We start from the raw sequence: 25,977 nt of genomic DNA on the forward strand, positions 1-25,977 counted from the left end.
CAAGTTTCTGGCCAGTGCTAGAATGATCGAATGTCAACCTTGATTGAACATGAACACTTCTTGCGCCGCCGCCAGTTGCTGGGCGGCGCCTTGGCGCTTCCGGCGCTGGGGCTGGGCGGCGCCATGCTGCCTTCGCTGGCGCAGGCCGCGGACCTGCTGGTGGTGGGCGGCTTGCCGGTCACCTGCAACCTGACCTTGCCGATCGCCTGCAGCGCGCGCGGCGGAGCCTTCGAATTCAGCAAGTACAGCGGCTGGCCGGAGATCAAGGAGTCGCTGATGACGGGCCGGATCCAGGCTGCCTACATGCTGGCGCCGCTGGTGATGGACCTGGCCGACAGGAGGATCCCGCTGAAAGTGGTCTCGCTCGGCCATCGCTCCGGCGCCGTGATCATGGTGCGCACCGATTCGGCGCACAAGCGCTTCGCCGACCTGCGCGGCAAGCGCATTGCGATCCCCAGCCGTTTTGCGGTGGATTACCTGTTCCTGCGCAAGATGCTCGCGCGGGAGAACATGACGCCGAAAGATGTGCAGATCATCGAAATGGCGCCGCCCGACATGCCGGCGGCGCTGTACGCCAACGCGGTGGATGCCTACTGCACCGGCGAGCCATTTGGCGCGGCTGCGCAGAAGGCCGGCTATGCCCGTCCGCTGTCGATGACGCGCGATGAGTGGCGCAACTATATCTGCTGCGTGCTGACCGTGCGCGAGGAGCTGATCAAGTCCGACCGCCCGCTGGTGCAGGACCTGGTGAACCACGTGCAGGCAGCCGGCAACTGGCTCGATGCCACGCCCGTCAACCGTGCCAAGGCAGCCAGGATTGCCTCTACCCGCAAGTTCTTCAACCAGGACCCGAAAGTGATCCAGTTCGTGATGGACAACCCGGCCGACCGCGTGACCTACGGCGACCTGCGCATGATCCGCGCCGAATTCGATGAGCTGATGAAGCTGTCCATCGAAGCCGGCACGCTGAAACGCCCGGTGGCCTTTGAGACCTATGTGGACGAGAGCTTCGTCAAGTCCATCAAGCCGGTGAGCATCGCGCTATGATCCGGCCATTCCTGTTAGCGCTGTCATTGACGGCTGCCGGTGTTGCGCACGCTGCCGGCCAGCTCAAGTCGGGGACCTTCGATCCTCCCCGCTTGGCGCCGCAGATCGCGCAGAAAGCTGCGGACGGCAAGGCCTTCGCGCTCGACAAGTATCGCGGCAAGGTGGTGGTGCTGGAATTCGGCTATACGAGCTGCGCCGACGTCTGCCCCGTTTCGCTGGCCCTGCTGAAACATGCCCGCGAGCGCCTCGGCCCCTTGGGAGACAGGCTGCAAGTGGTGTTTGTCACCGTGGACCCTCAGCGCGACACTGCAGCGAAGCTCAAAGCCTACCTCGGGCAGTTCGACAAGAGCTTCATCGGCCTGACCGGCAGCGAGGAGCAGATGGCCGCCATCCGCAAGGCCTACGGCATCTCAGCGACGAAGAAGATGGTCGAAGGCAGCAAGTCTGAATACACGATGGGGCATTCCTCCTACCTGTATTTCATCGACCCGCAAGGCAGGCTGCGCGCGCTGATGCCGTTCGGCCGTCCGGCCGACGACATCGTGCATGACGTGACCCTGCTTGCCAGGGAGCAATGAAGCGCCGGCTGCAGGTCATTGCGCTGTTGCTGGCGGCTGCCGTTGCCGGCGCGCTTGCCTGGTCCGCGTATGCACCGATCCACCCGGCTTCGCGCGACGCCCTGTTCGAGATCCCCAAGGGCACCTGGGCGCGCCGCATGGCGGGGGAGAAGGCTGAGATCCTGCCCGACACCATCACGCTGGTACTGGGCGTAAACGACGTACTCCTGCTGCGCAACAGCGATACCGTGCCCCAGGTTTTCGGTCCCGTGCTGATCATGCCGGGCCAGGATTTCCGCCTGCCGTTCGAGCAGGCGGGGGAGCATCCCTTCGCCTGCACCGCCCATGCCAGCGGCCAGATGACGGTCGTGGTCAAGCCCACGCCGCCGGCCGGTTGGCAGCGGCTGCAATGGCGCCTTCAAACCTTGTTAGCCAAAGCCCCATGGAGAGACTGAACAAGATATGGCCGCCGCTGGCGGTGCTGGTGGCGATTGTCGCCATCTGGTGGTACGTGGTTGTCGCCACCGAGAGCCTGATTTTCCCGACGCCTGCGCAGGTGGTCACCGGCACCATGGAGCTGGTGGAAGACGGCAGCCTGTGGGAACACATCGGCGCCTCGCTGATGCGGGTAGGCATGGGATTCTCGCTGGCGATCCTGGTTGCGGTGCCGACGGGCTTGTGGATGGGACGCGTCGATGGCGCCTTCCGCACGCTGAATCCGGTGTTCCAGATCCTGCGGCCGATCTCGCCGATTGCCTGGATTCCGGTCGCGATCCTGTGGTTTGGCGTGGGCAATGCCTCGCCGGTCTTCCTGATCTTCATCGCCGCCGTGTTTCCGATGATCGTGCAGACGGCGGCTGGCGTGCATACGATCGAGAAGCGCTACCTGCGCGCGGCGGAAAACTTTGGCGTATCGCGCTCCAAATTGTTCAGGCAGGTGATTGTGCCAGCCGTGCTGCCGGAAATTATCGTCGGCATGCGCATTTCGCTCGGCGTGGCCTGGCTGGTGGTGGTGGCGGCGGAGATGATCGCGTTGCGTTCCGGGCTTGGCTACCTGATCATCGATTCGCGCAATGCGGGCAACCGCTATGACCTGGTCATCGCAGGCATGATCATCATCGGACTGATTGGACTGGCGCTGGATGGCATCATGCGCCTGCTGGAAAAACTCAAGGTCGTAAGGTGGCGCTATGGACGCTAAGATTTCCGTCAACAGGATCAGGAAGAAGTTCAATGCGCTGCCGGTGGTCGATGGCGTCGATTTTTCCGTTGCCGACGGCGAGTTCGTGGCGATTGTCGGGCCTTCCGGCTGCGGCAAGTCGACGCTGATGAAGATCGTGGCCGGTTTCGAGCATCCGGATGAAGGTTCGGTGGCCATCGACGGCAAGCCGATGACCAAACCCAGCCCCAAGGGAATCGTGATTTCGCAGCATGGTTCCGTTTTCCCGTGGCTGACGGTGCAGCAGAACCTGATGTTCGGCCTGAATGGCGACCACCATGGCGACAAGGCGGCCCTGGCAGATCACTATGCCGAGATGGTCGGGCTGAAAGGCTTCGAGAACGCTTATCCGCACGAGCTGTCGGGCGGCATGCTGAAGCGCGTCGAGATCGCCCGCGCACTGGTGGTGAAGCCGGAAATCCTGTACATGGACGAGCCATTCTCCGCACTGGACGCGCTGATGAACCTCAAGATGCGCAACGAGCTGCTGCGCGTGCTGTCCGAGGAGCGCCATACCGTGCTGCTGATCACGCACGACGTGGAAGAAGCCATCTACCTCGCTGACCGCATCCTCGTGCTGTCGCCGCGCCCGACCCGTATCCAGGCCAGCTTCAAGGTCGAGCAGCCGCACCCGCGCAAGCTGTCGACGCCGGAATTGCAGCAACTGAAGGAAGAAATACTTTCCCAACTGGGGTTATGACATGCTGAAGCTGATTGGAAAACCGACAAGTATCAATGTGCGCAAGGTCTTGTGGACGCTGGCGGAAACCGGCGTCGCATACGAGCGGATCGAATGGCAGCCGGAACATGTCGCGCTGAATCCGAACGGCCTGGTGCCGGTGCTGGTGGATGGCGACTTTGTGCTGTGGGAGTCGAACAGTATTTGCCGCTACCTGTGCGGCAAGGCTGGCCGCCACGACTTGCTGCCTGCTGATCCGCCCGCGCGCGCCCGCGTCGAGCAATGGATGGACTGGCAGGCCACCGACCTGAACGCCTCCTGGCGCTACGCCTTCATGGCCCTGGTGCGCCAAAGCCCGGCGTTTGCCGATCCGGCGCAAGTCGCGGCCAGCGCTGCCGCCTGGAACCGCAACATCGGCATCCTGGACCGCCATTTGGCCGCAAGCGGGCCTTTTGCCGCCGGCGAGCAATTCACGCTGGCCGATATTGTGCTCGGCCTTTCCCTGAACCGCTGGCTGATGACGCCCATCGAGCACCCGGATTACCCGGCAGTCGCCGCCTATGTCGAACGGCTGCTTGGCCGTCCGGCCTACCGTGAATTTGGCCGGAACGGCGTGGCCTAGTTGCGGCGGAGGATGCTGAACCGTGTTTGAGATCAGCCAGCTGCGCTGCTTTATTGCGGTCGCCGAGGAACTGCATTTCAGCCGCGCTGCCGAACGGCTGAACATGACGCAGCCGCCGTTAAGCCGGCAGGTCCAGCTCCTCGAACATAGCGTCGGCGTGCAATTGCTGGACCGCAGCAGCCGCGTCGTACGGTTGACGGCGGCCGGCAAGGCTTTCCTGCCGGAGGCGGTGCGCATCATCCGGCTGGCGGAAGAAGCTGGGCTGATGGCGCGCCGCGTGGCGAAGGGGGAGCAGGGCAGCCTTGCGATCGGCTTTACCTCGGCATCGGGATATGCGCTGCTGCCGGAGGTGGTGCGCCGCTTGCGCGAAAGGACGCCTGAACTGGCGCTCACGCTGAAGGAGCTGGTCAGCACAGCGCAGGTGGAAGCGCTGGACGCCGGCCAGCTGGATCTTGCCCTGATGCGCCCCCTGGCCCTGCATGGCGAGCTGGTAAGCCTGCCGATCGCGCAGGAAGGGCTGTTGCTGGCGCTTCCGGCCAACGAGGCCGGCCGCTGGCCGCAGGAGCCAACCCTGGCCTGCCTGCACCAGCGGCCATTCATCATGTACTCGCCGCACGAAGCACGTCCCTTCTACCAGATGCTGACCAGCCGCTTCGAACGTGAAGGCGTGGTGCCGGACGTGGTCGAGCATATCGGGCAGGTGCATACCATGCTGGCACTGGTCAGCGCCGGCATCGGGGCGGCCCTGGTATCGGAAGCCTGCGCGCGCCTGCATTTCGACGGCGTGGTGCTGCGCAGGATGAAAACCGAACCGGTAAGTACCGTCTGCACTTACCGGCGCGATAACGAGAATCCTATCCTGCAGCTGTTCATCAAGGAAATCCTGCCCGGCTTTCCGGGCGCCCGCTGAGGCGCGCCGGGCTTAGCGCAGCAGGCAAGGCCGCTTGTTGTCGAACTTCCAGCCTGGCACCAGGAACTGCATGGCGACGGCGTCGTCGCGCGCTCCCAGTCCCATGTTCCTGTAAGCCTGGTGCGCCTTTTCCAGCTCCGCTTCGTCCAGTTCGATGCCCAGGCCGGGGCGCGTCGGCAACTGCACCTTGCCGCACTGGATCTTCAGCGGTTCCCTGGTGATGCGCTGCCCATCCTGCCAGATCCAGTGGGTGTCGATGGCCGTCACCTTGCCTGGCGCAGCGGCGCCCACGTGGGTGAACATTGCCAGCGAAATGTCGAAATGGTTGTTCGAATGCGAACCCCAGGTCAGGTCGAACATCTGGCACAACTGGGCCACGCGCACCGATCCCTGCATGGTCCAGAAGTGCGGATCGGCCAAAGGGATGTCAACCGACTGCAATTGCAGCGAATGGGCCATCTGGCGGAAATCGGTGGCGACCATGTTGGTGGCGGTCGGCAAGCCGGTGGCGCGGCGGAATTCAGCCATGACTTCGCGTCCCGAGAAGCCGTCCTCGGCGCCGCATGGGTCCTCGGCATAGGCCAGGATGCCATGCTTGTCGCGGCAGACGCGTACAGCTTCCTTCAGCGACCAGGCGCCGTTCGGGTCGAGCGTGATGCGAGCATCGGGAAAACGTTCGTGCATGGCGACGATGGCCTCCATCTCTTCGTCGGCCGATAGCACGCCGCCTTTCAGCTTGAAGTCGTTGAAGCCATAACGCTCGCGCGCGGCCTCGCACAGGCGAACCACGGCCGCGGGTGTCAGGGCTTCCTCATTGCGCAAGCGGAACCAGGCGTCGCCGGCATCGGGCTCGCTGCGATAGGCCAGGTTCGTTTTGCCGCGGTCGCCGACGTAGAACAGGTAGCCCAGCATCTCGACGGACTGGCGCTGGATGCCGTCGCCCAGCAGCGCCGCGACGGGGACGTTGAGGAACTGGCCGAGCAGGTCAAGCAAGGCCGATTCGACGGCGGTCACGGCGTGGATGGTTGTGCGCAGGTCGAAGGTCTGGTTGCCGCGCCCGCCGCTATCGCGGTCGGCGAAGGCCCGGCGCATCGCATTGAGGACGTTGTTGAATTCCCCCAGCGTTTTCCCGACGACCAGCGGGCGCGCGTCCTCGATCGTCTGGCGGATTTTTTCGCCGCCGGGAACTTCGCCCAGTCCGGTATTGCCGGCGTTGTCGGTCAGGATGACGATATTGCGGGTGAACCAGGGGCCATGGGCGCCGCTCAGGTTCAGCAGCATGCTGTCCTGGCCGGCGACAGGCACGACGCGCAGGCTGGTGACAATCGGGGCGTTGGTGACGGTGTTGTTCATGATGTCAGTGTGCGGTTTGAATGGAACGGGTGGATCATTGGTTCAACGAGGACACCAGCTTGACGCGCTTGATGTCACCCACGACGAACAGGTAGCAGGCAATGGCCAGCGCCGCGTTGGCGCCGACGAAGACCAGGGCGCCGGCAAAGGAGCCGGTGGCTTCGACGATGTAGCCGATGACGATGGGCGTCGTAATGCCGGCGCTATTGCCAAACGTGTTGAACAGGGCGCCGCTCAGGCCACCAGCCTCTTTCGGCGAGGTGTCCGACACCACGGCCCAGCCCAGGGCGCCGACGCCTTTGCCGAAGAAGGCCAGCGACATCACGGCAACGACCAGGGTGTCGGCCTGGAGGTAGTTACAGGCGATCATGCTCATCGACATCAGCATGCCCAACACGATCGGTACCTTGCGCGACACCGACAGCGAATAGCCGGCCTTGGCAAGGCGGTCCGACAGCCAGCCGCCGAAGATGCCGCCGAGGAAGCCGGCAATCGCGGGCAGCGAGGCGACAAAGCCTGCCTTCAAGATGGTCATATGGCGTTCCTGCACCAAGTAGACAGGGAACCAGGTGAGGAAGAAGTAGGTAAGCGTGGTGATGCAGTACTGGCCGATGTAGACGCCCAGCAGCATGCGGTTCGACAGCAGTTCCCTGATGCAGGCGAGAGTGTTCACGGCTGCTGCCTGCTTGCCGCGGTTTCCGCTTTCCAGGTCGACCAGCGCGCCGCCTTCCTGGATGTAGCGCAGTTCGTCGGCGTTGATGCCGGGATGGTCTTTCGGGCCGTGAATGGTCTTCAGCCAGACGAAGGCCATTACGATGCCCAGGCCGCCCATCACGTAGAACACGCTGTGCCAGCCGTAGCTGTGCACCAGCCAGCCCATGATCGGGGCAAACAGCACGGTTGCGAAATATTGCGCCGAGTTGAAGACCGCCGCCGCCAGTCCCCGTTCGTGCGTCGGGAACCAGGCCGACGCGATGCGGCTGTTGCCGGGGAAGGAGGGCGCCTCCGCCGCGCCGACCAGCATGCGCAGCGTGAACAGGACGGCGACCGCTGCGCCGCCGGCGAAGAAGCCGGCGGCGCCAGTGAACAGCGTAAAGGCCGACCACAGGAAGATGCTGAAGAAGTAAGTGATCTTCGAGCCGAAGCGGTCGAGCAGCCAGCCCCCGGGCAACTGCGCCACCACGTAGGACCAGGCAAAGGCCGAGAAAATGAAGCCCATCTGGACTGCCGACAGCCCCAGTTCCTTCTTGATTTCCGGGCCGGCGATGGAGATGGTGGCGCGGTCGGCGTAGTTGATGGTCGTGATGGCGAACAGCATGGCGAGGATCGTCCAGCGCGTGCGGGTCTGGACGCGGGCGGCGCCGGCCGCCAGGGGGATCGCTGCATCATTCTTCATACGGTCTCCATGTGTGATGTGTTATGGAGTCGATCATAGGTGGGGATCAATACCGCATCAAACCAAAGAGTGTATGCATCAATTCAGGAATTGAATTGATTGCGCCTCGCATGGAAGGTCAGCTGTCGTTCCGCAGCAGCAGCCGGTATTCGCTTGGCGTCACGCCGACCGTGGCGCGGAACTGGCGCGTGAAGGCGCTGTGGTCGGCGTAGCCGCAGGCCTGGGCGATGTCGGACACGCTGGAGTTCCCCGCCAGCATGCGTGATGCGGCTTCGAGGCGGGTCTTGATGATCATCTGGCGTGGGGTCAGGTGGAAAATGCGTTCGAAGTAGCGCTCGATCTGCGCGACCGACATGTTGGCGGTGCGCGCCAACTGGGGCAGGGTCAGGGTCTCGCCATACTTGTCGTGGATCAGCCGGACCGCATCGGCAACCTTGTGGTACGCAGGGTTCTTGTGGTCGGCCATGGCCAGGTCGCGCGACACCCCGGCCAGTCCGATAATCGCCCCGTGGGCATCGCGCAGGGGACGCTTTTGTGTCAGGCACCAGCCAGGATCACGGTTGGGATAGAGGTGCAGTTCCAGCTGGTCCTCGATCTGCATCCCTTCATCCAGCACGGACTGGTCCTGGGCCTGGAAACGTTGGCCGAGCGGGGCGGCAAACACCTCGTTTGCGGTCTTGCCCAGCAGCCCGGCCTTGTCCTTCATCCCGCAGCGGCGGGCCAGGGTCTGGTTCACCACCACGTAGCGCCCGGCGCGGTCCTTGACGAAGAACACCACGTCCGGCAAGGCATCGAACAGGGGCTCGGCGAAGAAGACGTCGCCGATCCTGGCGCCGAGGTCGTTGCGCGCGGCGCTTTGCAAAATATGTACTGTCATGGTGCCCTCCTGCTGGTTTTGTCCATTTTTACACGATTGTGCGGATTTCGTCATCATCGGCGGCCGAGCAATGCAAGACGGGAGTGCAGGGAAGGCATAAGATGGCAAGCATGAAAACCATAGCCATTATCGATTCCCACACCGGCGGCGAACCGACCCGCCTGGTGATTGACGGCGGCCCTGACCTGGGCACCGGTCCCCTCAATGAACGCCTGGCCCGCTTCCGCGAAGAGCATGACGGCTTCCGTTCCGGCGTGGTGTGCGAACCACGCGGTTCGGATGTGCTGGTGGGTGCGCTGCTGTGCCAGCCGCATGCGCCGGATTGTGCAGCAGGCGTCATCTTCTTCAACAACGTCGGCTACCTTGGCATGTGCGGCCATGGCACCATCGGACTGGTGGCGTCGCTCGCCTACATGGGCCGCCTGAGCCCGGGCGTGCACCGCATCGATACGCCGGTGGGCGTGGTGGAAGCGCAGCTGCATGAAGACGGCAGCGTGACCGTGAACAATGTGCCGGCATGGCGCAAGGCGGCCGGCGTGCCGGTCGACGTGCCGGGCTACGGCGTGGTGCGTGGCGATATCGCCTGGGGCGGCAACTGGTTCTTCCTGGTGTCCGGCCATGGAAGGCGCCTGGAGCTGGGCAATGTGCGCGAATTGTCGGCCTACACCACGGCGATCAAGGATGCGCTGGAAGCGCAGGGCATCACGGGCGACAACGGCGCGCTGATCGACCACGTCGAACTGTTTGCCGATTCCCGCAGCGGCTTGGGCGACAGCCAGAACTTCGTGCTTTGCCCAGGCAATGCCTACGACCGCTCGCCCTGCGGTACCGGCACCAGCGCCAAGCTGGCTTGCCTGGCGGCGGACGGCAAGCTGGGGGAAGGCGAAGTCTGGCGCCAGGAAAGCATCGTTGGCAGCGTGTTTGAAGCGTCCTATCGCCGCGATGGCGAGCGCGTGCTGCCCAGCATTCGCGGCAAGGCCTGGGTGAACGCCACCTCGACCCTGGTGCTGGACCCGAGCGATCCATTTGTCTGGGGCATTCGTTGAGCATGACACCGGACGTCCTGATCGTCGGCGCGGGGATCATCGGCGCCGCTTGCGCCGATGCCTTGTCAGCGCGCGGCTTGCGCGTGACCGTGGTCGAACGCGATGCGGTCGGCAGCGGCGCCACGGCAGCCGGCATGGGACACCTGGTGGCGATGGACGACAACGCGGCGGAACTGGCCCTGAGCGCCCATTCGCTGGAACTCTGGAAGGAACTGGTGGAAGGCCAGCCGCAGCGTCACGAATACAGCCGCTGCGGCACCATCTGGGTCGCAGCCGACGACGAAGAGCTCGACGCAGCGCGCGCCAAGGCCGTCACCATGCGGGCCCACGGGCTGGAATGCGACGTGATCGGCGCCCAGGACTTGTACCGCATCGAGCCGAACCTGCGGCCTCACCTGGCCGGGGGCTTGCTGGTGCCGGGCGACGGGCTGGTGTATCCGCCCAAGAGCGCACGCATCCTGCTGGCCCGGGCGGTCGCGCGAGGCGCAACCCTTGTTATGGGCGAGGCGGTCGCGCTGGAAGACGACGGCGTCTTGCTGGCGAACGGCTCGCGATTGTCTGCGGGGCGGGTGGTGCTGGCGGCCGGCACGCGCTGCCTGGCGCTGGCGCCGGACCTGCCGCTGCGGCCCAAGAAGGGCCACGTCATGATTACCGACCGCTATCCGGGATTTGTACGCCACCAGCTGGTGGAGCTTGGCTATATCAAGAGCGCGCATGCGTCGGAAGGCGAATCGGTGGCGTTCAACCTGCAGCCGCGTCCTACCGGGCAGGTGCTGATCGGCTCCTCGCGGCAGTTCGATACCACCGACCTGGCGGCCGAACCGGCAATGATGGCGCGCATGCTGGCCAGGGCAGTCGAATACACGCCGGCGCTGGCAGGCTTGAACATCCTGCGCTGCTGGACCGGCTTGCGTGCAGCGACGCCGGATGGCTTGCCGCTGATCGGCCCCGACCTGTCGCGCCGCAATGTATGGCTGGCCACCGGCCACGAGGGGCTTGGCATCACGACTTCGCTGGCGACGGCGGAATTGCTGGTCGCGCAAATGACGGGCGGGCAGGCTGGGATCGATGCGCGTCCTTACATGCCGAGCCGTTTCAATCCGCAGGGGAGGGCCTATGGCTGATTCCATCAGTCTGACGATCGACGGCCATGGCGCAACCGTTGCCGCCGGCACCACCGTCGCCGCCGCCATTGCAGGCGTGACGCGGCGCTCGGTCAGCGGGCAATTGCGCGCACCCCTGTGCGGCATGGGCGTTTGCCAGGAATGCCGCGTGACGATCAACGGCCGTGCGCATGTGCTGTCCTGCCAGACGCTCTGCCGCTCGGGCATGGACGTGCAGACGGGAGCCTCGGCATGACGCAACTCTTTGACATCCTGATCGTAGGCGCCGGCCCGGCCGGCCTGGCCGCAGCCCACGCGGCGGCCAGCGCGCAAGGTGCACGCCGCATCGCCATCGTCGACGACAACCCGCTGGCGGGCGGCCAGATCTGGCGCGGCGGCCCGGCCAGGCAGCAGGACCAGCGCGCGCGCCGGCTCTGGCAGGCCCTGGAGTCCGCAAGCAAGGTGAGCTTCCTGCCCGGCACCCGCGTGCTGATGCTGACCCGCCCCGGCGAGCTGCTGTTGCAGGATGCCGAGCGTGCCGGCACGATCCGCTACAACCAGCTGATCCTCGCTACGGGGGCCCGCGAATTGCTGCTGCCGTTCCCGGGCTGGACGCTGCCCGGCGTCACCGGCGCCGGCGGCCTGCAAGCGCTGGCAAAAGGCGGCTACCCTGTGCAAGGCAAACGCGTGGTCGTTGCCGGCACCGGCCCGCTGCTGCTGGCCGTCGCTGCGACCTTGAAGGAGCGCGGGGCGCTCGTCGCCGCCATTGTTGAACAAGCGAGCTTCCCGGCCCTGGCGCGCTTTGCCGCAGGCCTGGCGCTGACGCCGTCAAAGGCGCTGCAAGCCGTCAGGCTTGGCGCGGCCCTGCGCGGCATTCCTTACTACGCCAACAGCTACGTGACGAGCGCAAGGGGCGACGTGCAAGTGACATCCGTACAAGTCCAGCGCAAGGGGGCAAGGCTCGATATCGATTGCGACTATCTCGCCTGTGGTTATGGCCTGCTGCCGAACACCGAGCTGGCGCGCGCACTCGGTTGCGCCATCGAACAAGGCGCAGTGAAGACCGACCCCTGGCAACGCACCTCCGTGCCGAATGTGCTGTGCGCGGGCGAGGGCACCGGTGTCGGCGGCGTGGACCTGGCGCTGGTCGAAGGCCGCATTGCTGGCCTGGCAGCCTGCGGCGAGGGCGTGACGCCAGAGCTCTTCACCGAGCGCACCCAATGGCAGGGCTTTGCAGCCCGGCTGGCGCGCACCTTCGCCCCGCGTGAAGAACTGCGCACGCTGGCGCAACCCGACACCATTGTCTGCCGCTGCGAAGACGTCTGCCACGACGAACTGCGCGGGCAGCCGAACTGGCGCAGCGCCAAGCTGCAAACCCGCTGCGGCATGGGCCCTTGCCAGGGCCGCATCTGCGGCAACGCAACCGATTTCCTGTATGGATGGCGTCCGGACGCCGTGCGTACACCGATCTCGCCGGCACGTGCCGGCAGCATTATCACCCTCGAACCTCACAAGGAGACTTGAAATGGCAGCAATCAAATGGGAAGGCGTATTCCCTGCAGTAACCACCAAATTCCACGCGAATGAGGAGCTGGACCACGCAGAAATGGAGAAGCACTTCTCCTTCATGATCGACAGCGGCTGCCACGGCCTGGTCACCTGCGGTTCGCTGGGCGAAGCCAGCACCCTGTCTTTCGAAGAGAAGCTGGCGGTCGCCAAGACCGCCGTCAAGGTCGCCAACGGCCGCGTGCCGGTGCTGGCCAACGTCAGCGAAACCCGCACCGCCAACGCCGAACGCTATGTGCAGGAAGCGCGCGACCTGGGCGTGGACGGCTTCATGGTGATGCCTTCCGTGCTGTACGCGGCGGACGCGTATGAAGCCAAGGCCAACCTGCGCACCATTGCCAAGGCCGCCAAGCTGCCGATCATGGTGTACAACAACCCTGTCACCTACAAGGTCGACCTGACCCCGGCCGACTTCAAGGAGCTGTCCGACTGCGAGGAACTGGAAGCGATCAAGGAATCGACCGACAATATCCGCCGCGTGACCGACCTGCGCAACGCCGTCGGCGACCGCTACGCCATCTTCATGGGCGTGGACGACCTGTCCTTCGAAGGCCTGGCAGTTGGCGCCGACGGCTTGCTGGCCGGCCTGGTGGTGGCTTTCCCGAAAGAGACCGTGGCCCTGTACAAGCTGGTCAAAGCCGGCCGCCTGGCCGAAGCCCTGAAGCTGTACCAGTGGTTCATGCCGCTGCTGCACCTCGACGTTTCGACCAAGCTGGTGCAAAATCTGAAACTGGTGGAAGCACTGGTCGGTGTCGGCAACGAAAACGTTCGCCGCCCACGCCAGCCACTGCGCGGCGCTGACCGCGAGTTCGTGGTGCAGGTGGTGCAGCAGGCACTGGCAACCCGTCCCGACGTCAGCGCTTACCTGTAAGAGGTTCGATCTTATGCCGAGGACGAATGCCGATCAATTATGTAAGAAGCCTGACCGGACGGCAGCGCGCCGCCGCTGCTAATCGCCACCTCGGCATCGCCCTGGCCTTCGTGGCCGGGGCGGCCAACGCGGGCGGCTTCCTGGCCGTCAAGCAGTACACCTCCCACATGACCGGCATCCTGTCGTCCGCCGCCGACGACCTGGCGCTGGGCGCCATCGACGCGGCTCTCGACTGCGCCGGCGCCTTGCTGGCTTTCCTGGCCGGCGCGGCCTGTTGCGCCGTCATGGTCAATTTTGCACGCCGCCGGCATCTTCACAGCGAGTTTGCCTTGCCGCTGCTGGTGGAGGCAATCCTCCTGCTGGCATTTGGCGTCATGGGAACGCGCCTGCAGGCGATCGACGTGATCGTGCTGCCGGCAACGGTGATGCTCCTGTGCTTCATGATGGGGCTGCAGAATGCCGTCATTACCAAGCTCTCGAACGCCGAAATCCGCACCACCCATATGACCGGCATCGTGACCGACCTTGGCATCGAGGCCGGCAAGGCGCTTTACTGGAACCGCGACGACCAGGCGGTGCCGCGCGTGGCCGCGGACTGGAAGCGCGTGCGTATCCTCGCTGCGCTGGTGTCGTCGTTCTTTGTCGGCGCCGTGGCCGGGGCCTTCGGCTTCAAGGCCGTTGGCTTTGGTGCCGTGCTGCCGCTGGCGTGCGTGCTGCTGGCCATGGCGGCGGTGCCGATCTACGACGACCTGGTTGCCGTGCGCCGTTAGCCCTCGCGGAACACCAGCACCGGAATCTTGCTGTGCGTGAGCACTTTCTGCGTCTGGCTGCCCAGCATCAGGCTGGCCAGCCCGCTGCGCCCGCGCGAGGCCATCGCAATCAGGTCGCAGTTGCGCTGCAAGGCGGTGGAAACGATGGCCGAATGCGGCTGGTCGGCGTGCACTTCCAGCGTGGTGCAGTCCACGTTCAAGGTGCTGGCCTGGCGCGCGATATCGGCCAGGATCGAGTTCTCGGCTGGCGCGGCGGCCACGCTGGCCAGCGCCGGTTCTTCCGGAAGCACGTGAACCGCCGTGACGCGGGCGCCGCTTTCGCGGGCCATGCGCAGGGCGGCGTTCACTGCCAGTTGCGATGCGGCGGAGCCGTCGCTTGGAATCAGAATGTGGCGAAACATCTTTTCAAGTCTCCTTCAGGTGCCGCAGTCTAAAGCGTCCCGCCACAGTCCTGCAAGCAGTCAGGCGGTGCGCAGCGCATTCGTGGTGCGGCGGGCATCGAGGCTCAGGCTGCCGGCGCCGAACGCAGCAATCTGCAGCAGGCCGCCGGCCATCGCCAGGTTCTTCATCAGGTGGATCATCTGGTTCTGGTCCGCGATCGCGCTGTGGAAGACCAGGCCGGTCACGACCGAGAACGCGGCCAGCGCCAATGCCACAGGGCGGGTGTACAGGCCGGCCACCAGCAGCAGGCCGCCGAGCACTTCGATGCCGATGGCGCCCGCCAGCGCCAGTTCAGGGAATGGCAGGCCCATGGCGTTGATGTAGCCGAGGGTGCCGGCCGGATTGGCGATCTTGCCGATCCCGCTCATGACGAAGATGGCGGCCATCAGGATGCGGCCGGCAAGTGGCAGGAAAGCGTTGTTGGTCTGTGTGTTCATGCGATGACTCCTTCAAGGAATGTGTTGTTGACGAAGTCATCTTATGCCGCAGAGACATATTCCGGAAGCCAATATATTTGGATGCAATGTATCGTTAAATCAGATGGATTGCTCTTGCAGCAAGAGCGCCAGCTGCTGCCGCAGCTTGGCGCTGGGGGGCTGGGTATGCGGGTGCCCTGCGTTCTCCACGGCGACCGCCAGCGGCAAGTCCATCGCGCTCAGGTGGCTAAGGAACCAGCGCGGCAGGCGCTCCAGCAGGGTGCGCGCTCCGGCCGGATCGGCCTGCGCAACGGGCAGGGCGTGCTGCAGTGCGGCCAAGGCCCGCCGGTGGGCGGCCCGGTGTTCGTGCTCGGTGGGATAGTAGAGCTGGTCCATCAGCGCCTCTTCCTCGGCGAAATCGAGGGCCAGGGCGCTGAGCAGTCCGGCGATACGGCTGGGCAGGGAACCATCGTCGGCGTCGATGGTTGCGTGAATGGCTTGCAATAAGGCGCGGTGGGAGGCATCCATCTCGGCCACGCCGGTTTCCAGCAGCGGACTCCATTCGAGGCGTTGCATTGCGGTCTCCTTGTCTATCCCTCAAGTCTGGCCGGACAGCCGTTCAGAATCCATGACCCAAATCAAATAGAATATGGCTATGAAAAAAATAGTGATCGTAACGGGCGCCAGCCGCGGCATTGGCGCTGCCATTGCGCGCCGGGCGGCGCAGGATGGCTGGGTGGTGGCCGTGAATTACCAGCGCGATGCCGAAGCGGCGGCGCGCGTAGTGGCGGACATCGAAGCGGCCGGCGGCCGGGCGCTGGCGGTGCAGGCGGATGTGGCGCGCGATGAAGATATCGAACGCATGTTCGCCACCGTCGAACGAGAGCTGGGGCCGGTGTCGGGGCTGGTGAACAATGCCGGCATTACCGGCGGGCTGGGGGCCTTTGGGGATACCGCGCCGGCGACCGTGGAGCAGGTGTTCCGCACCAATGTGCTGGGCCTGATGCAGGCCAGCCGCCTTGCGCTGGCGGCCTTCCGCTCACACGGCAAGGGCGGGGTGATCGTCAATATCAGCTCCACCGCGGCGACGGCGGGCAGCCCGAACGAATACGTGGCTTACGCGGCCAGCAAGGCGGCCGTCGACACCTTTACCATGGGCCTCGGCAAGGAAGTGGCGCCGGAGGGCATCCGCGTGTGCGGCGTGGCGCCTGGCACCACCCAGACCGATATCCATGCCACGTCCGGCGATGCGGGAAGGCCGGCGCGCGTGGCGGCCCGCATCCCCATGGGACGGGTGGGCGAGCCGGATGAAATCGCGGAAGCGGCGGTGTGGCTGCTGTCGCCCGCGGCGCGCTACCTTACCGGCACGACGATCCGCGTTTCCGGCGGCGCGTGATCACCACGCTATTGAAAGCAGCCGCGACGCCATGCGCGGCCAGCACAGGGAACTCAGTTCATCGCGCGCAGCCCAGCGGAAGCCGTCTGCTTCGGGCGTCGGTTCGCCGGTGCGCTGGTGCGGGAAAAAGCTGGTGCAGCGCAGGTGGTCGAGGTTGCACAACTGGTCGCCGACTTCCACCTTGAACAGGTGCAGGCGCTTGTCCGGGCGATAGCTGAATTCCCCGAGGTCTTCGAACAGGCCGGCCTCGAAATCCAGGCCGGCTTCTTCAAACAGCTCGCGCCGTGCCGATTGCAGGGGCGTTTCGCCCGCATCCTGCAAGCCCTTGGGAATGTCCCAGCTTGCCGTACCCGTGACATGGCATAGCAGCACCTGGCGAGCGCTATTCACCACCAGGGTGCCGCATGAAACCTGCTGCATTGCTTCGTTCCTTTGCTTTTATTCACAGTTAAATATTTCCCAAGAGATAGTAAAGGTACTCTAGGGAAATTTCTCGACAGTTACAGGTCGCTGTTATAAAGTGTGAGAATTCAAAAAGCGCCTTTCCCGCGCTGAGTCTTACCAGTCCAATCCCACACCTGACGCGAACGCATGCCGGTACGGCAAGCGGCGCTGTTTTATTGCCGACGTTTCTTGCCAAGAGTGCCATTATGCCAAAGCTGCACCAGACGCCTGTCCTGTTCGCCATTGCCGGAACGCTGCTCCTGCAGCCGGCTGCGCACGCCGGGCACACGGCGGCGCAAGACGGCAGCTGGACTTTTGGCGGTTTCGGCACCCTGAGCGCCGTCCATTCAAGCGAGAAGCAGGCAGATTATGCGGCCAATCCCCTGAATCCGGGCGAGGCCGGCGCCACGCGCGACTGGAGCTACGCGGTGGACAGCCGCCTCGGCGCCCAGCTTGCCTACAACTCCGGCGGCCACTGGTCGGCCGTGCTGCAGGTCGTGGCGGAACGTCATCTGACCCATTCGTGGACGCCAAAAGTCGAATGGGCCAATGTGCAATACCAGGTATCGCCGGAATTGAGCCTGCGCGTTGGCAGGATTGCATTGCCGCTGTTCCTGTCCGGCGACTACCGCAAGGCCAGCTATGCGCTGACGTCGGTGCGCACGCCGGTCGAACTGTATGCCGCGCTCCCGATCAGCAACAGCGACGGCATCGACGCCAGCTACCGCTGGACCTTCGGCGATGTGAAGAACACCACGCAGGTGCTGTACGGCGGCACCAGCGTGCCCTTGTCCGACACCACCCGCGTCAGGGCGCACAAGCTGGCGGGCATTTCCAGCACCAGCACCGCCGGCGCGCTGACGGTGCGCGCTACCGCCATCCAGGGCGAGCTGGAAACCCCGCTGCTGCAAGACCTGTTTTCCGCCATTCGCCAGTTTGGCCCGCAGGGCGAAGTGCTGGCGCGCCGCTACGAGCCTGACCGCAAGCGTGCCACGGTGCTTAGCATCGGCGCTTCCTACGACCCCGGCAACTGGTTCGTGATGGGCGAGATAGGGCGCGTCAACGCCCGTTCCATGCTGGGCGACAAGACCGCGGGCTATGTCAGCGGCGGTTATCGCCTGGGCAGCTTCACGCCGTATGGCACCTTCAGCAAGGTGGTGGCGAACACGCCGAACCGGGTCGCAGGCCTGGACCTGTCGACGTTGCCGCCGCCGTACCTGCCGGCTGCCCGGCGCCTGAACACGGAGCTGAACGGCTTGCTCAGCATGATCGCGGAACAGGACAGCAACAGCCTTGGCCTGCGCTGGGATGCCAGCGGCAATGCCGCCGTCAAGCTGCAATTCGACCATGTGCGGCCGCGCAACGGTACCAGCGGCACGCTGTCGAACATCCAGCCCGGCTATCGTTATGGCCGCAGCTTCCGCGTGTTCAGCGCGTCGGTGGACTTCGTGTTCTGAAGGGCAGGCCATGATCAGGAAATTCCTTTGCTGCCTGCTGCTGGTGACGCTTGCCGGCGCCACTGCCGCCGCCGAACTGGTCGTGGTGGTGTCGGCGCGCAGCCCCATCACGACGCTGCGCGCCGAGCAGGTGGCCGATATCTTCCTTTCCGAAGCGACGCGCTTCCCCGATGGCGGCGAAGTGGTAGCGCTCGACTTGCCGATCGGCTCCCCGCTGCGCGACGACTTTTACCTGAAGGTGGCCAACCGCAGCCCGGCGCTGATGAAGGCCTACTGGACCAAGAAGATTTTCACCGGCCGCGGCCAGCCGCCGCGCGAACTGCCCAACAGCCAGGCAGTGCGCAAGCTGGTGGCGGATAATCCAACCCTGATCGGCTATATCGATCGCAGCGCGCTCGATGCCAGCGTGCGTCCGGTCCTGGTGGTGCATTGAACATGAAACGCTGGTTGCGCATGTGCCTTGAGACGCATGTCTCGCTGCCCCTGTTCACGCTCGTCCTTTTGGCCGTGGTGTGGGGCACCACGCTGCATTTCATCGACAGCGAAGCCGCCGCCTCGCGGGAACTGGCTGCCGAATCGGCCAGCGAATTGATCGCGACTTATGAAGCTCAGGTGGCGCGCAGCATCAACGGCATCGAGCAAACCTTGCAGGTATTGAAGTACAGCGCCGAGAGCCAGGGCGCACGCGGCGCCTTGCCCGAACTGCAGGAGCATGGCCTGCTGCCGTCCGGCCTGGTTTTCGTGGTCAGCATCGTCGACGCCCAGGGCAATACGGTCGCCAGCAACCCCGCTGCCCGCCCGATCAACGTCGCGCAGCAGGAGTATTTCAGCTTCCATCGGCAGCACCGCAGCAATTACACCTTCATCTCGCAGGCGATGCGCGACGAGGCAAACCCGGACTGGCACCTGCATTTCACGCGCCGGCTGGACGACAAGCACGGCGAATTTGCCGGCGTGGTCATCGTGGAAGTCGATCCGGCCTATTTCACCAGCGGCTATGAACGCAGCCGCCTGGGCGAGCAAGGCATGCTCGGCCTGGTCGGCGACGACGGCGTGGTGCGTGCGCGGCGCGTCGGCGACAAGCAATCGTTCGGCCAAAAGCTGGACCTGGCGGCGCTGCAGGGGCGCCGTGGCGTAGCGGTCGCCAGCAGGATCGACGGCGTCAAGCGCTATACGGCGGTGCGCCAGCTGGCCGGCCTGCGCCTGAGCGCCATGGTCGGCCTGTCGGAGCAGGAACAGATGGCCGGCTTCGCGGCCCAGCGCCGCCAGCTGCTGTGGGAGGCAGGCGTCGCCAGCGCGGTACTGATCCTGCTCGCTGCCCTGGTCTGGGCCTGCGTCTGGCAGGGCGCCAAGGCGCGCCGCCGCATCCGCCGCGCGCAGGAAACCTATGCGGCCGCGTCTGAATCGAACATGGATGCCTTTTTCGTGCTGCGCGCCATCCGGGACAAGGATGGGCTGGTGGTCGACTTCAAGTTCGCGGCGGTCAATTCGCGCGCCGAACAACTGACTGGCCGCAGCCGCAACGAGCTGCGCGCGCAAACGCTGTGCGGGTGGATGCCGGCGGCACGCCACAACGGCATGTTCGAGCGGCTGGCGCAGGTGACCCGGAATGGCGGCGTGCACCAGGAGGAAGGCCCCAACATGGTGCCGCAACTGCAGGCCGAATGGCTGCACTGGCAGGTGGTGGGCGTGGAAGGCGGCGTGGTCGCGATCGTGCGCGATATCACGGAGCGCAAGCGCGCCGAGGAGCGCATCTACCACATGGCCCACCATGATGCCCTGACCGGCCTGCCCAACCGCAGCCTGATTTGCGACCGCCTCGGGCAATCGATCGCGCACGCTGAGCGCAACAACGAATCGGTGCTGGTGGCCTTCATCGACCTCGACAGCTTCAAGCTGGTCAACGACTCGCTGGGCCACAACGCCGGCGACGAACTGTTGAAGGAAGTGGCCGGCCGCATGGTGGGCTGCGTGCGGCGCGAGGATACCGTGGGCCGTTTCGGCGGCGATGAATTCGTGCTGGTGCTGCCGCACGTGAACGACAACCCGCAGGTGCTGGTACCGCTGCTGAACAAGATTCTGGAATCGGTGGTGCAGCCGATCATGCTGGAAGGGCAGAAGATGCAGGTGAGCTGCTCGATCGGCGTCGCCGTCTACCCGCGCGACGGACGCGATGCCGACACGCTGATGATGCATGCCGACGCGGCCATGTACCGCGCCAAGGACAGCGGCAAGAACAACTGCCAGTTCTACACCCGCGAGATGAACGCCGGCCTGGAGGAAAAGCTGGCATTGACGGAAGGCTTGCGCAAGGCGCTGGAAGAGCAGCAGCTGTCGCTGGCATACCAGCCAAAGGTGAACCTGGAATCGGGGCGCATGTTCGGCGTTGAAGCCTTGCTGCGCTGGCAGCATCCGCAGCGCGGTGCAGTGTCGCCGGCCCAGTTCATCCCCTTGGCGGAAGAGCATGGCCTGATCATCGCGATCGGCGAATGGGCCTTGCGCGAAGCCTGCCGCCAGGCCTGTGCCTGGCAGGACGCGGGCCTGCCGCCGCTGGCGGTATCTGTCAACGTATCGGCGCGCCAGTTCGACGATCCGCGCCTGGTCGAACGCGTGGCGGCGGCCCTGGCGTGGAGCGGCCTCGATCCGCAATGGCTGGAGCTGGAAGTCACCGAAAGCATGATCATGCGCGACACCGCGCAGTCGGTGGCCAAGATGCGCCAGCTGGAAGCGATGGGCATCGCGCTGGCGATCGATGATTTCGGCACCGGCTATTCCAGCCTGGCGGCGCTCAAGTCCTTCCCGATCAGCCGCCTGAAGATCGACCAGAGCTTCGTGCGCGACCTGGTGGCCAACCCGGATGACCAGGCCATTACCTGCGCCATCATTTCCCTGTCGCACCAGCTCGACATGCGTGTGATTGCGGAAGGAGTGGAGACCGAGCAGCAGCGCAGCTTCCTGCAGCAGCATGGCTGCGACGAAGTGCAGGGCTATCTGTTCAGCCGTCCGGTGCCGCCGCAGGAGATCACCGCCATGCTGCTCGGCGAAGTTTCGGGTGCCGAGGTTACAATGCTTGCTCCCTGATTAATGAGCAAGCATGCAATGAGTGAATACAGCAACGACATTTACACCGAACCTTCCAATATCGACATGGATACGCTGGCCAACCTTGGCCCGCTGGCCGCCATGGCCGGCATCTGGGAAGGGCAGCGCGGCCTCGACATCAAGCCCAAGGCGGACGGCCCGCGCAAGCAGGCCTATGTCGAGCGCATTGAACTGCAGCCGATCGATCCGGTCACCAACGGGCCGCAATTGTTCTACGGCTTGCGCTACGTCCTGATCGTCAACAAGCCTGACAACGTCAAGACGTACCACGAGCAGGTCGGCTACTGGCTGTGGGAACCGGCCACCAATACCGTGATCCAGACCCTGGCCATTCCGCGCGGCCAGATCGCCATGGCATCGGGCATTGCGGCGCCGGATGCGAAGACCTTCGAACTGGTGGCGCAGCGCGAGCAGGATACTTATGGAATCTGCTCCAATCCCTTCCTGGAGTTCGGCTTCAAGACCACCGAGTACCGCATCAAGGTCACCATCAACGACGACGGCACCTGGGGTTACGAGGAAGATACTGTCATGCTCTTGCGCGGCAAGGAGTCGGAGCCGTTCCACCACGTTGACCGCAATGTGCTGCACAAGGTGGCCGAGCCAACCCCGAATCCGCTGGCACGCAAGTAACTAGGCCCGTTCCCTTGCCTGGTTTGCAATGGCCGGCAGTTGCCACACGCACCAGGCAGCAGCGATGCCGATCGACGCCACGACCAGTCCGACGCCGGTAACCACCTGGTCGTCCAGGCTGTAGGCATTGCACAGGCGTTGCGCCATATCCTGGTACAGCATGCCGGCGATGGCCATCATGGCGCAGAAATTGCCAAGGAAGAAGAGCTGGATGACCACCGCCGCGCGCGCAAGTGCACCCGGCAGCAGGAAGCCGAGCAGGAACAGGCTGGCGAATTTGCCCGCTTCAGACAGCGGCATCGTCAGCGACTGCTCGAGCGCCCGTGGCACCATCCAGTAGGCGCTGGCCAGCAGCAGCCAGGCCAGGCCTGCCAGCCCGTGCGCGTCCCAACGCGCCAGCGCGCCCGCCAGGCGTGCCGCATGGCGCTCGGCGGCGAGGCCGGCCAGGGCGCCGCCCACCGCGATCATCGGCAGCTGGAGCACCATATGCAGGGCCATCGACGACTCCAGCGGTGCGCGCAGCAGCAAGGCCGCCGCCAGCAACGCGGCGGCCGGCAAGGCCAGGCGGCCCGCGCCGCGCGTCGCCGCGTTCATCGGGCAAGCTCCAGCGCCGCCGCCAATGCCGCTTCCGGCTGTTCGTAGTCGACCACTTGCGCCAGCCGGCCATCCGGCGTCACGATATGGAAGGCGGCGTTGTGCTGGAATTCCCCCATCTCGGCCGGCAGCACGATAATCCCGACCTGCTGCAGCAAGGCCTGGCGCTGCGCCGCATCGGGCACGGCCGCGAATTGCCAGGCTTGCGCATCGGCCCGCATGCGTGATGCATAGTGGGCCAGGTCGTCCAGCGAATCGCGCGGATCGAAGGAGATCGTCAACAGACGCAGCTTGTCCTGCCAGCCGCGGGCAAGGATTTCACGCTGCATCTGCTGCAGCTCGGTGCCCTGGACGGAGCAAACTGCATTGCAGCGCGCATAAAAGAAGGTGACGATGGCAGGCCGTTTGTCGGCCGCCAGCAGGGCCGGCAGGTCGATGCGCCGCGTCGAAGGCGAGGCGCCCGGCAGGGCAAGATCAACACGGGGCAGTGCCAGCGGGGCCTCGGCGATGGCAAGCCGCCGTCCTGCTTCGGTGGAAACGACGCGAAATCCCATGGTGGCCTGCCACAGCGCCGCTCCCGCGACAGCAACCATCCCGGCAAGCAGCGCCAGGGTGCGCGGCAAATCCCCTTTAATTGGCTGGTCTGGCGAGTTTGGCGAGATCGTCGCCTCCATTGAACGGGTCCTTGCGCGCAGTCGTCGCGTCACGTACCGCCTTGACTGCATCCGGCGCCACCCTGGCTGCGCTATTGCCGAAATTGCTGCGGATATGGCTCAACACTGCAGCGATTTCCGCGTCGCTCAATTTATCCTTGAACGATGGCATCTGTCCGTTATATGCCGAACCTTCCACGCTCAGCTTGCCCGTCACCCCGTGCAGCAGGACCGAGGCGGCAACGTTCTCCGCACCGGTCACCCATTCCGAACCGGCCAGCGGTCGAAACACGCCCGGCAAGCCGGCGCCGGTGGCCTGGTGGCAGGCCACGCACTGAGCCGCATACACCTGGGCACCATCGACTGCGCCGCCGGCGCCGGCCGCGGTGCCGGCCTTGGCCTGCAGCGTCGACATGGTGCGCCGGTCGCCCAGGGCCGGGTCGTCGTCGCGCACCGTGAGGATGTAGCTGACCGCCCACGCCAGCGCTACCCCGACGCCAAGCAAGACATACCATGGAATCGGCCGGTCCTTCTCCGTCGGGTCGGGATGCTCGCGCTGCTGCGCGCCAAAGTCTTTTTGCGGCATTGGGCGCTCCTTCCTTCCGGGCCTGCGGCGCCGGCAACACGGGATAGGTATGGTCAAGCGACTGCAGGTACGCCACCAGGTCCAGGACTTCCGGCTACTGCACCAGCCAGTCCGGCTCATGGAGCTTGATGGAGCTGGTCAGGCCTGCCGCCGTGGCCACCAGCAGCCACACCACGGAGCAGGACAGGAAAACAAAAGTGACAAAAGCGCTCGAGCGGTCCGCCTCCACGCGCTCCGCCAGTTCCTGCTGCATGGCGGCCCGCTCGGCGGCGCTGGGCGCGCGCCGGTCCTGCCCGGCCACCGGCAGTGCCAGCCCGGCGCACTGCTGCGGACTTGCCGCCGGTTCCTCGCTGTGGCCGATCTCGCCCGGAGAGAAGATCACATTGGCCGCGGCCGCGGTGGCGTTAAACAGTCGGTGCCGCAGCGACCAGATGAACACCAGCAGGCCGCTGACTGAAAGTATGAAGGAAGACAGGAGCAGGGTGACGGTGTCCACATTTAACCTTCCCGCCCGTCAATGCGGGCCTGGCTTAAGTAAGGCGCATATACGAACAGGTAGAGCAGGAAGGCGACCGACCAGGCCAGTGCCGAGCCCAGTAACAGGAAGTCACGCATTCCGGCAGGAAGAATATTGGCACACAAACGGCCCAGGGCGCCAGCTTGCAGTAAAAGATACATTGCGCTTTCGGCGCGGCCGGCGCGCAGCATGCGGCCAGTGTGACCCAGCGCGGTACGGGTGATCATGCCGAGGATCAGGCCCGACATGCCGCCCACGGCCAAGGCGTGGAAGGCGCTGCTGGCGGAGCCGATGCCCAGCGCCGCAAAGCCCAGCAGGAGCAGGCCGGCCACGATCCAGGCATAGGCCAGGTGCAGGATCCACAGCAAGGGAACGCGCACGGTCGCAAAGGGCGCCCAGCCGAGCAGGCGGATGGCATTGATGGCTGCCGCCGCAAAAGCCACCGGCGCCACCACGAAGCCTGGCAAGCCCGCCACCCATGCCAGCGCCGTCGCCAGCAGGAGGGCAATGCTGGCCTTTTCGCGCCACGCCACGGTCGCAGGCTGGCTGCCCGGCGCGCCGTTGCGGGTGAACATCGGGATCACGCGGCCCCCGATCACGGCTTCCAGCACCGTGATCATCAGGATCGCGCCATGCACGGGAGTCAGCGGCGACAGGGAAATCCAGCCGTTGGCCGCCGCATGGAACAGCAGGTTGGCGATCGACAGCAAGGCCAGGATGCCGCAGATCGGGTAATTGCGCTTGCTTTGCGCCTGGTAAAGCACGCGGCCGAACGCGATGGCGCACAGCGGCAGGAACAGGCCGTCGACCAGCAGCGCCGGCACGCCTGGCGCCAGCAGCATGGCCAAGCGGCCGGCGATCCACAGCACGGCCAGCCCTGCGAGCTGGCCGCCGGCCGGCGTTTGCAGGTTGGTCCAGTTGCGGCCCGCTGTAAACAGGAAGCCGACGATCACGGCGCCGCCAAAGCCGAATACCATTTCATGCATATGCCACAGCATGTTGGCGGCGGGCAGGGCGGGCAGCATGCCCTTGTAGGCCAGCAGCCACATTGGTACCGACAGCATCGCCAGCACTGCGGCCAGCAGGTAGAAAGGGCGGAAGCCCAGGCGCAGCAAGGGATGCGGTTGCCCGGCTGGCGTTGGCTCGGTGGGAATATGGATGCTGCGCATGGCTGGCCTCATGTTCTTAAGATGTATAATGAATGCTACATTAGGCCTGTGGCTAAAGCAATATTTTGAATGCATCTTTATATGACGTAGATCATGAGACTGACATCCTTTACCGACTACACCCTGCGTTCGCTGATGTACCTCGGCATGAACCGCGACAAGCTGGTCACGATCCAGGAGATCGCGGACCTGCATGACATCTCGAAGAACCACCTGACCAAGGTGATCCACCAGTTGGGCGCCAGCGGCCTGGTTGAAACCGTGCGCGGCCGGCACGGCGGCCTGCGTTTGAACCGCGAACCGGAAGACATCAATATCGGCGAAGTGGTGCGCGACAGCGAATCGGATTTCTACATCGCCGAATGCTTCGAAGCCGAGCCTGGGCACTGCGCCTTCCTGCGCGATTGCGCCCTGAAGCGCAAGCTTGGCGAAGCGACGGAAGCCTTCCTGCACGTACTGGATGGCATGACGCTGGCCGACATCCTGCCGGGCCCGAAGGGCAAGGACGGTGCGCAGCCGGTGATCCTTCAGAAAATGCGCATTTGATCTGCAT

General features: G+C 64.9%; 31 protein-coding genes. 19 read left to right on the forward strand and 12 right to left on the reverse strand.

Annotation, left to right across the window (positions count from 1 at the left end):
• Nucleotides 1-30: 30 nt before the first annotated feature.
• The 7 genes from ACN9M3_RS14310 to ACN9M3_RS14340 are packed head-to-tail and all read left to right on the forward strand — an operon-like array spanning nucleotide 31 to nucleotide 5,034.
• Nucleotides 31-1,047, forward strand: a complete 1,017-nt coding sequence (locus tag ACN9M3_RS14310; protein ID WP_426323278.1) for an ABC transporter substrate-binding protein — start codon at nucleotides 31-33, stop codon at nucleotides 1,045-1,047.
• The gene (locus tag ACN9M3_RS14315; protein ID WP_426323280.1) at nucleotides 1,044-1,625 is read left to right on the forward strand and encodes an SCO family protein; all 582 of its coding nucleotides are present in this window, start codon (nucleotides 1,044-1,046) and stop codon (nucleotides 1,623-1,625) included. Before ACN9M3_RS14310 ends, ACN9M3_RS14315 begins: the two co-directional genes overlap by 4 nt.
• Nucleotides 1,622-2,059, forward strand: a complete 438-nt coding sequence (locus ACN9M3_RS14320) for a cupredoxin domain-containing protein (protein WP_426171687.1) — start codon at nucleotides 1,622-1,624, stop codon at nucleotides 2,057-2,059. The genes ACN9M3_RS14315 and ACN9M3_RS14320 overlap by 4 nt, the downstream gene beginning before the upstream one ends.
• Nucleotides 2,047-2,805 (forward strand): ABC transporter permease, encoded by a 759-nt coding sequence (locus ACN9M3_RS14325; RefSeq protein ID WP_426171689.1) that lies wholly within the window; start codon nucleotides 2,047-2,049, stop codon nucleotides 2,803-2,805. Before ACN9M3_RS14320 ends, ACN9M3_RS14325 begins: the two co-directional genes overlap by 13 nt.
• Nucleotides 2,795-3,523 carry an ABC transporter ATP-binding protein gene (locus tag ACN9M3_RS14330; RefSeq protein ID WP_426323283.1) on the forward strand — a complete coding sequence of 243 codons (729 nt, stop codon included), beginning with the start codon at nucleotides 2,795-2,797 and terminating at the stop codon, nucleotides 3,521-3,523. Before ACN9M3_RS14325 ends, ACN9M3_RS14330 begins: the two co-directional genes overlap by 11 nt.
• Nucleotide 3,524: 1 nt before the next feature.
• Nucleotides 3,525-4,124, forward strand: a complete 600-nt coding sequence (locus tag ACN9M3_RS14335; protein ID WP_426323285.1) for a glutathione S-transferase family protein — start codon at nucleotides 3,525-3,527, stop codon at nucleotides 4,122-4,124.
• A 22-nt stretch (nucleotides 4,125-4,146) separates the two neighbouring features.
• Nucleotides 4,147-5,034, forward strand: coding sequence for a LysR family transcriptional regulator (locus ACN9M3_RS14340; protein WP_426171695.1), 888 nt, complete (start codon nucleotides 4,147-4,149; stop codon nucleotides 5,032-5,034).
• A 12-nt stretch (nucleotides 5,035-5,046) separates the two neighbouring features.
• Here ACN9M3_RS14340 and gudD read toward each other — a convergent pair whose 3' ends face one another.
• The 3 genes from gudD to ACN9M3_RS14355 all read right to left on the reverse strand — a co-directional run bounded on the left by gudD (nucleotide 5,047) and on the right by ACN9M3_RS14355 (nucleotide 8,660).
• Complete coding sequence (gene gudD / locus ACN9M3_RS14345) at nucleotides 5,047-6,387, reverse strand: glucarate dehydratase (protein WP_426171697.1); 1,341 nt, start codon at nucleotides 6,385-6,387, stop codon at nucleotides 5,047-5,049.
• Nucleotides 6,388-6,421: 34 nt separating this feature from the next.
• A complete protein-coding gene (locus tag ACN9M3_RS14350) occupies nucleotides 6,422-7,783 on the reverse strand; it encodes an MFS transporter (protein WP_426323288.1) in 1,362 nt (453 codons plus the stop codon).
• A gap of 118 nt (nucleotides 7,784-7,901) precedes the next feature.
• Complete coding sequence (locus ACN9M3_RS14355; protein WP_426171701.1) at nucleotides 7,902-8,660, reverse strand: helix-turn-helix domain-containing protein; 759 nt, start codon at nucleotides 8,658-8,660, stop codon at nucleotides 7,902-7,904.
• Nucleotides 8,661-8,761: 101 nt separating this feature from the next.
• Here ACN9M3_RS14355 and ACN9M3_RS14360 point away from each other — a divergent pair, with 101 nt between their 5' ends.
• From ACN9M3_RS14360 to ACN9M3_RS14385, 6 genes are read left to right on the forward strand one after another with little or no spacing between them, the layout of a single operon-like run.
• A complete protein-coding gene (locus ACN9M3_RS14360) occupies nucleotides 8,762-9,706 on the forward strand; it encodes a 4-hydroxyproline epimerase (protein ID WP_426171702.1) in 945 nt (314 codons plus the stop codon).
• Between the two features lie 2 nt (nucleotides 9,707-9,708).
• A complete protein-coding gene (locus ACN9M3_RS14365) occupies nucleotides 9,709-10,830 on the forward strand; it encodes an NAD(P)/FAD-dependent oxidoreductase (protein ID WP_426323290.1) in 1,122 nt (373 codons plus the stop codon).
• Nucleotides 10,823-11,065, forward strand: a complete 243-nt coding sequence (locus ACN9M3_RS14370; RefSeq protein WP_426171706.1) for a 2Fe-2S iron-sulfur cluster-binding protein — start codon at nucleotides 10,823-10,825, stop codon at nucleotides 11,063-11,065. The genes ACN9M3_RS14365 and ACN9M3_RS14370 overlap by 8 nt, the downstream gene beginning before the upstream one ends.
• A complete protein-coding gene (locus ACN9M3_RS14375) occupies nucleotides 11,062-12,333 on the forward strand; it encodes an FAD-dependent oxidoreductase (RefSeq protein ID WP_426323293.1) in 1,272 nt (423 codons plus the stop codon). The genes ACN9M3_RS14370 and ACN9M3_RS14375 overlap by 4 nt, the downstream gene beginning before the upstream one ends.
• Nucleotide 12,334: 1 nt before the next feature.
• On the forward strand, nucleotides 12,335-13,246 hold the full coding sequence (locus ACN9M3_RS14380) for a dihydrodipicolinate synthase family protein (protein WP_426171709.1): 912 nt from the start codon (nucleotides 12,335-12,337) through the stop codon (nucleotides 13,244-13,246).
• Between the two features lie 26 nt (nucleotides 13,247-13,272).
• Nucleotides 13,273-14,016: a YoaK family protein gene (locus tag ACN9M3_RS14385; protein ID WP_426171711.1), complete on the forward strand. Its 744-nt coding sequence runs from the start codon at nucleotides 13,273-13,275 to the stop codon at nucleotides 14,014-14,016.
• On the opposite strand, the gene ACN9M3_RS14390 is transcribed toward ACN9M3_RS14385, so the two are convergent.
• The 3 genes from ACN9M3_RS14390 to ACN9M3_RS14400 form a co-directional block, all read right to left on the reverse strand.
• Nucleotides 14,013-14,417 carry a universal stress protein gene (locus tag ACN9M3_RS14390; RefSeq protein WP_426171712.1) on the reverse strand — a complete coding sequence of 135 codons (405 nt, stop codon included), beginning with the start codon at nucleotides 14,415-14,417 and terminating at the stop codon, nucleotides 14,013-14,015. The two genes, ACN9M3_RS14385 and ACN9M3_RS14390, sit on opposite strands and share 4 nt — an antisense overlap.
• A gap of 60 nt (nucleotides 14,418-14,477) precedes the next feature.
• The gene (locus tag ACN9M3_RS14395; protein WP_426171714.1) at nucleotides 14,478-14,894 is read right to left on the reverse strand and encodes a DoxX family protein; all 417 of its coding nucleotides are present in this window, start codon (nucleotides 14,892-14,894) and stop codon (nucleotides 14,478-14,480) included.
• Between the two features lie 99 nt (nucleotides 14,895-14,993).
• Nucleotides 14,994-15,449: a hemerythrin domain-containing protein gene (locus ACN9M3_RS14400; RefSeq protein ID WP_426171716.1), complete on the reverse strand. Its 456-nt coding sequence runs from the start codon at nucleotides 15,447-15,449 to the stop codon at nucleotides 14,994-14,996.
• 79 nt (nucleotides 15,450-15,528) lie between these two features.
• Here ACN9M3_RS14400 and ACN9M3_RS14405 point away from each other — a divergent pair, with 79 nt between their 5' ends.
• Nucleotides 15,529-16,269, forward strand: coding sequence for an SDR family oxidoreductase (locus ACN9M3_RS14405; RefSeq protein WP_426171717.1), 741 nt, complete (start codon nucleotides 15,529-15,531; stop codon nucleotides 16,267-16,269).
• Here ACN9M3_RS14405 and ACN9M3_RS14410 read toward each other — a convergent pair whose 3' ends face one another.
• Nucleotides 16,270-16,689, reverse strand: a complete 420-nt coding sequence (locus ACN9M3_RS14410; protein WP_426171719.1) for an NUDIX hydrolase — start codon at nucleotides 16,687-16,689, stop codon at nucleotides 16,270-16,272. It lies immediately after the preceding gene.
• A 230-nt stretch (nucleotides 16,690-16,919) separates the two neighbouring features.
• Between ACN9M3_RS14410 and ACN9M3_RS14415 the strand changes: the two genes are divergently transcribed.
• Genes ACN9M3_RS14415 through ACN9M3_RS14430 form a run of 4 tightly spaced genes read left to right on the forward strand, consistent with a single transcriptional unit; the run spans nucleotide 16,920 to nucleotide 21,905 of the window.
• A complete protein-coding gene (locus tag ACN9M3_RS14415; protein WP_426171721.1) occupies nucleotides 16,920-18,170 on the forward strand; it encodes a hypothetical protein in 1,251 nt (416 codons plus the stop codon).
• Between the two features lie 10 nt (nucleotides 18,171-18,180).
• On the forward strand, nucleotides 18,181-18,603 hold the full coding sequence (locus ACN9M3_RS14420) for a phosphate ABC transporter substrate-binding protein (protein WP_426171722.1): 423 nt from the start codon (nucleotides 18,181-18,183) through the stop codon (nucleotides 18,601-18,603).
• 2 nt (nucleotides 18,604-18,605) lie between these two features.
• Entirely contained in the window at nucleotides 18,606-21,251 is a 2,646-nt protein-coding gene (locus tag ACN9M3_RS14425) for a bifunctional diguanylate cyclase/phosphodiesterase (protein WP_426323298.1), read from the forward strand.
• Between the two features lie 18 nt (nucleotides 21,252-21,269).
• Nucleotides 21,270-21,905 (forward strand): FABP family protein, encoded by a 636-nt coding sequence (locus ACN9M3_RS14430; RefSeq protein ID WP_426171725.1) that lies wholly within the window; start codon nucleotides 21,270-21,272, stop codon nucleotides 21,903-21,905.
• On the opposite strand, the gene ACN9M3_RS14435 is transcribed toward ACN9M3_RS14430, so the two are convergent.
• The 5 genes from ACN9M3_RS14435 to ACN9M3_RS14455 form a co-directional block, all read right to left on the reverse strand.
• Nucleotides 21,906-22,499: a hypothetical protein gene (locus ACN9M3_RS14435; protein WP_426323301.1), complete on the reverse strand. Its 594-nt coding sequence runs from the start codon at nucleotides 22,497-22,499 to the stop codon at nucleotides 21,906-21,908.
• Nucleotides 22,496-23,173, reverse strand: a complete 678-nt coding sequence (locus tag ACN9M3_RS14440; RefSeq protein WP_426323303.1) for an SCO family protein — start codon at nucleotides 23,171-23,173, stop codon at nucleotides 22,496-22,498. The genes ACN9M3_RS14435 and ACN9M3_RS14440 overlap by 4 nt, the downstream gene beginning before the upstream one ends.
• Nucleotides 23,130-23,738 (reverse strand): c-type cytochrome, encoded by a 609-nt coding sequence (locus tag ACN9M3_RS14445; RefSeq protein WP_426323305.1) that lies wholly within the window; start codon nucleotides 23,736-23,738, stop codon nucleotides 23,130-23,132. The genes ACN9M3_RS14440 and ACN9M3_RS14445 overlap by 44 nt, the downstream gene beginning before the upstream one ends.
• A gap of 94 nt (nucleotides 23,739-23,832) precedes the next feature.
• Entirely contained in the window at nucleotides 23,833-24,234 is a 402-nt protein-coding gene (locus ACN9M3_RS14450) for a hypothetical protein (RefSeq protein WP_426323307.1), read from the reverse strand.
• Between the two features lie 2 nt (nucleotides 24,235-24,236).
• Entirely contained in the window at nucleotides 24,237-25,424 is a 1,188-nt protein-coding gene (locus ACN9M3_RS14455) for an NnrS family protein (protein WP_426323309.1), read from the reverse strand.
• 93 nt (nucleotides 25,425-25,517) lie between these two features.
• Here ACN9M3_RS14455 and ACN9M3_RS14460 point away from each other — a divergent pair, with 93 nt between their 5' ends.
• Nucleotides 25,518-25,970, forward strand: a complete 453-nt coding sequence (locus tag ACN9M3_RS14460; protein ID WP_426323311.1) for an RrF2 family transcriptional regulator — start codon at nucleotides 25,518-25,520, stop codon at nucleotides 25,968-25,970.
• The last annotated feature ends 7 nt before the right edge of the window (nucleotides 25,971-25,977 follow it).

The sequence above is a fragment of the Pseudoduganella sp. R-43 genome (genome assembly GCF_049913255.1).
Classification (GTDB): domain Bacteria; phylum Pseudomonadota; class Gammaproteobacteria; order Burkholderiales; family Burkholderiaceae_D; genus Rugamonas.

Coding starts and splice junctions, on each gene's coding strand:
- ACN9M3_RS14375 (WP_426323293.1), top strand. CDS start 11,062: ATGACGCAACTCTTTGACATCCTGATCGTAGGCGCCGGCCCGGCCGGC.
- ACN9M3_RS14410 (WP_426171719.1), bottom strand. CDS start 16,689: ATGCAGCAGGTTTCATGCGGCACCCTGGTGGTGAATAGCGCTCGCCAG.
- ACN9M3_RS14440 (WP_426323303.1), bottom strand. CDS start 23,173: ATGGAGGCGACGATCTCGCCAAACTCGCCAGACCAGCCAATTAAAGGG.
- ACN9M3_RS14330 (WP_426323283.1), top strand. CDS start 2,795: ATGGACGCTAAGATTTCCGTCAACAGGATCAGGAAGAAGTTCAATGCG.
- ACN9M3_RS14360 (WP_426171702.1), top strand. CDS start 8,762: ATGGCAAGCATGAAAACCATAGCCATTATCGATTCCCACACCGGCGGC.
- ACN9M3_RS14310 (WP_426323278.1), top strand. CDS start 31: ATGTCAACCTTGATTGAACATGAACACTTCTTGCGCCGCCGCCAGTTG.
- ACN9M3_RS14425 (WP_426323298.1), top strand. CDS start 18,606: ATGAAACGCTGGTTGCGCATGTGCCTTGAGACGCATGTCTCGCTGCCC.
- ACN9M3_RS14385 (WP_426171711.1), top strand. CDS start 13,273: ATGCCGATCAATTATGTAAGAAGCCTGACCGGACGGCAGCGCGCCGCC.
- gudD (WP_426171697.1), bottom strand. CDS start 6,387: ATGAACAACACCGTCACCAACGCCCCGATTGTCACCAGCCTGCGCGTC.
- ACN9M3_RS14370 (WP_426171706.1), top strand. CDS start 10,823: ATGGCTGATTCCATCAGTCTGACGATCGACGGCCATGGCGCAACCGTT.
- ACN9M3_RS14430 (WP_426171725.1), top strand. CDS start 21,270: ATGAGTGAATACAGCAACGACATTTACACCGAACCTTCCAATATCGAC.
- ACN9M3_RS14445 (WP_426323305.1), bottom strand. CDS start 23,738: ATGCCGCAAAAAGACTTTGGCGCGCAGCAGCGCGAGCATCCCGACCCG.
- ACN9M3_RS14320 (WP_426171687.1), top strand. CDS start 1,622: ATGAAGCGCCGGCTGCAGGTCATTGCGCTGTTGCTGGCGGCTGCCGTT.
- ACN9M3_RS14460 (WP_426323311.1), top strand. CDS start 25,518: ATGAGACTGACATCCTTTACCGACTACACCCTGCGTTCGCTGATGTAC.
- ACN9M3_RS14455 (WP_426323309.1), bottom strand. CDS start 25,424: ATGCGCAGCATCCATATTCCCACCGAGCCAACGCCAGCCGGGCAACCG.
- ACN9M3_RS14380 (WP_426171709.1), top strand. CDS start 12,335: ATGGCAGCAATCAAATGGGAAGGCGTATTCCCTGCAGTAACCACCAAA.
- ACN9M3_RS14420 (WP_426171722.1), top strand. CDS start 18,181: ATGATCAGGAAATTCCTTTGCTGCCTGCTGCTGGTGACGCTTGCCGGC.
- ACN9M3_RS14325 (WP_426171689.1), top strand. CDS start 2,047: ATGGAGAGACTGAACAAGATATGGCCGCCGCTGGCGGTGCTGGTGGCG.
- ACN9M3_RS14355 (WP_426171701.1), bottom strand. CDS start 8,660: ATGACAGTACATATTTTGCAAAGCGCCGCGCGCAACGACCTCGGCGCC.
- ACN9M3_RS14335 (WP_426323285.1), top strand. CDS start 3,525: ATGCTGAAGCTGATTGGAAAACCGACAAGTATCAATGTGCGCAAGGTC.
- ACN9M3_RS14395 (WP_426171714.1), bottom strand. CDS start 14,894: ATGAACACACAGACCAACAACGCTTTCCTGCCACTTGCCGGCCGCATC.
- ACN9M3_RS14390 (WP_426171712.1), bottom strand. CDS start 14,417: ATGTTTCGCCACATTCTGATTCCAAGCGACGGCTCCGCCGCATCGCAA.
- ACN9M3_RS14405 (WP_426171717.1), top strand. CDS start 15,529: ATGAAAAAAATAGTGATCGTAACGGGCGCCAGCCGCGGCATTGGCGCT.
- ACN9M3_RS14365 (WP_426323290.1), top strand. CDS start 9,709: ATGACACCGGACGTCCTGATCGTCGGCGCGGGGATCATCGGCGCCGCT.
- ACN9M3_RS14350 (WP_426323288.1), bottom strand. CDS start 7,783: ATGAAGAATGATGCAGCGATCCCCCTGGCGGCCGGCGCCGCCCGCGTC.
- ACN9M3_RS14415 (WP_426171721.1), top strand. CDS start 16,920: ATGCCAAAGCTGCACCAGACGCCTGTCCTGTTCGCCATTGCCGGAACG.
- ACN9M3_RS14435 (WP_426323301.1), bottom strand. CDS start 22,499: ATGAACGCGGCGACGCGCGGCGCGGGCCGCCTGGCCTTGCCGGCCGCC.
- ACN9M3_RS14400 (WP_426171716.1), bottom strand. CDS start 15,449: ATGCAACGCCTCGAATGGAGTCCGCTGCTGGAAACCGGCGTGGCCGAG.
- ACN9M3_RS14315 (WP_426323280.1), top strand. CDS start 1,044: ATGATCCGGCCATTCCTGTTAGCGCTGTCATTGACGGCTGCCGGTGTT.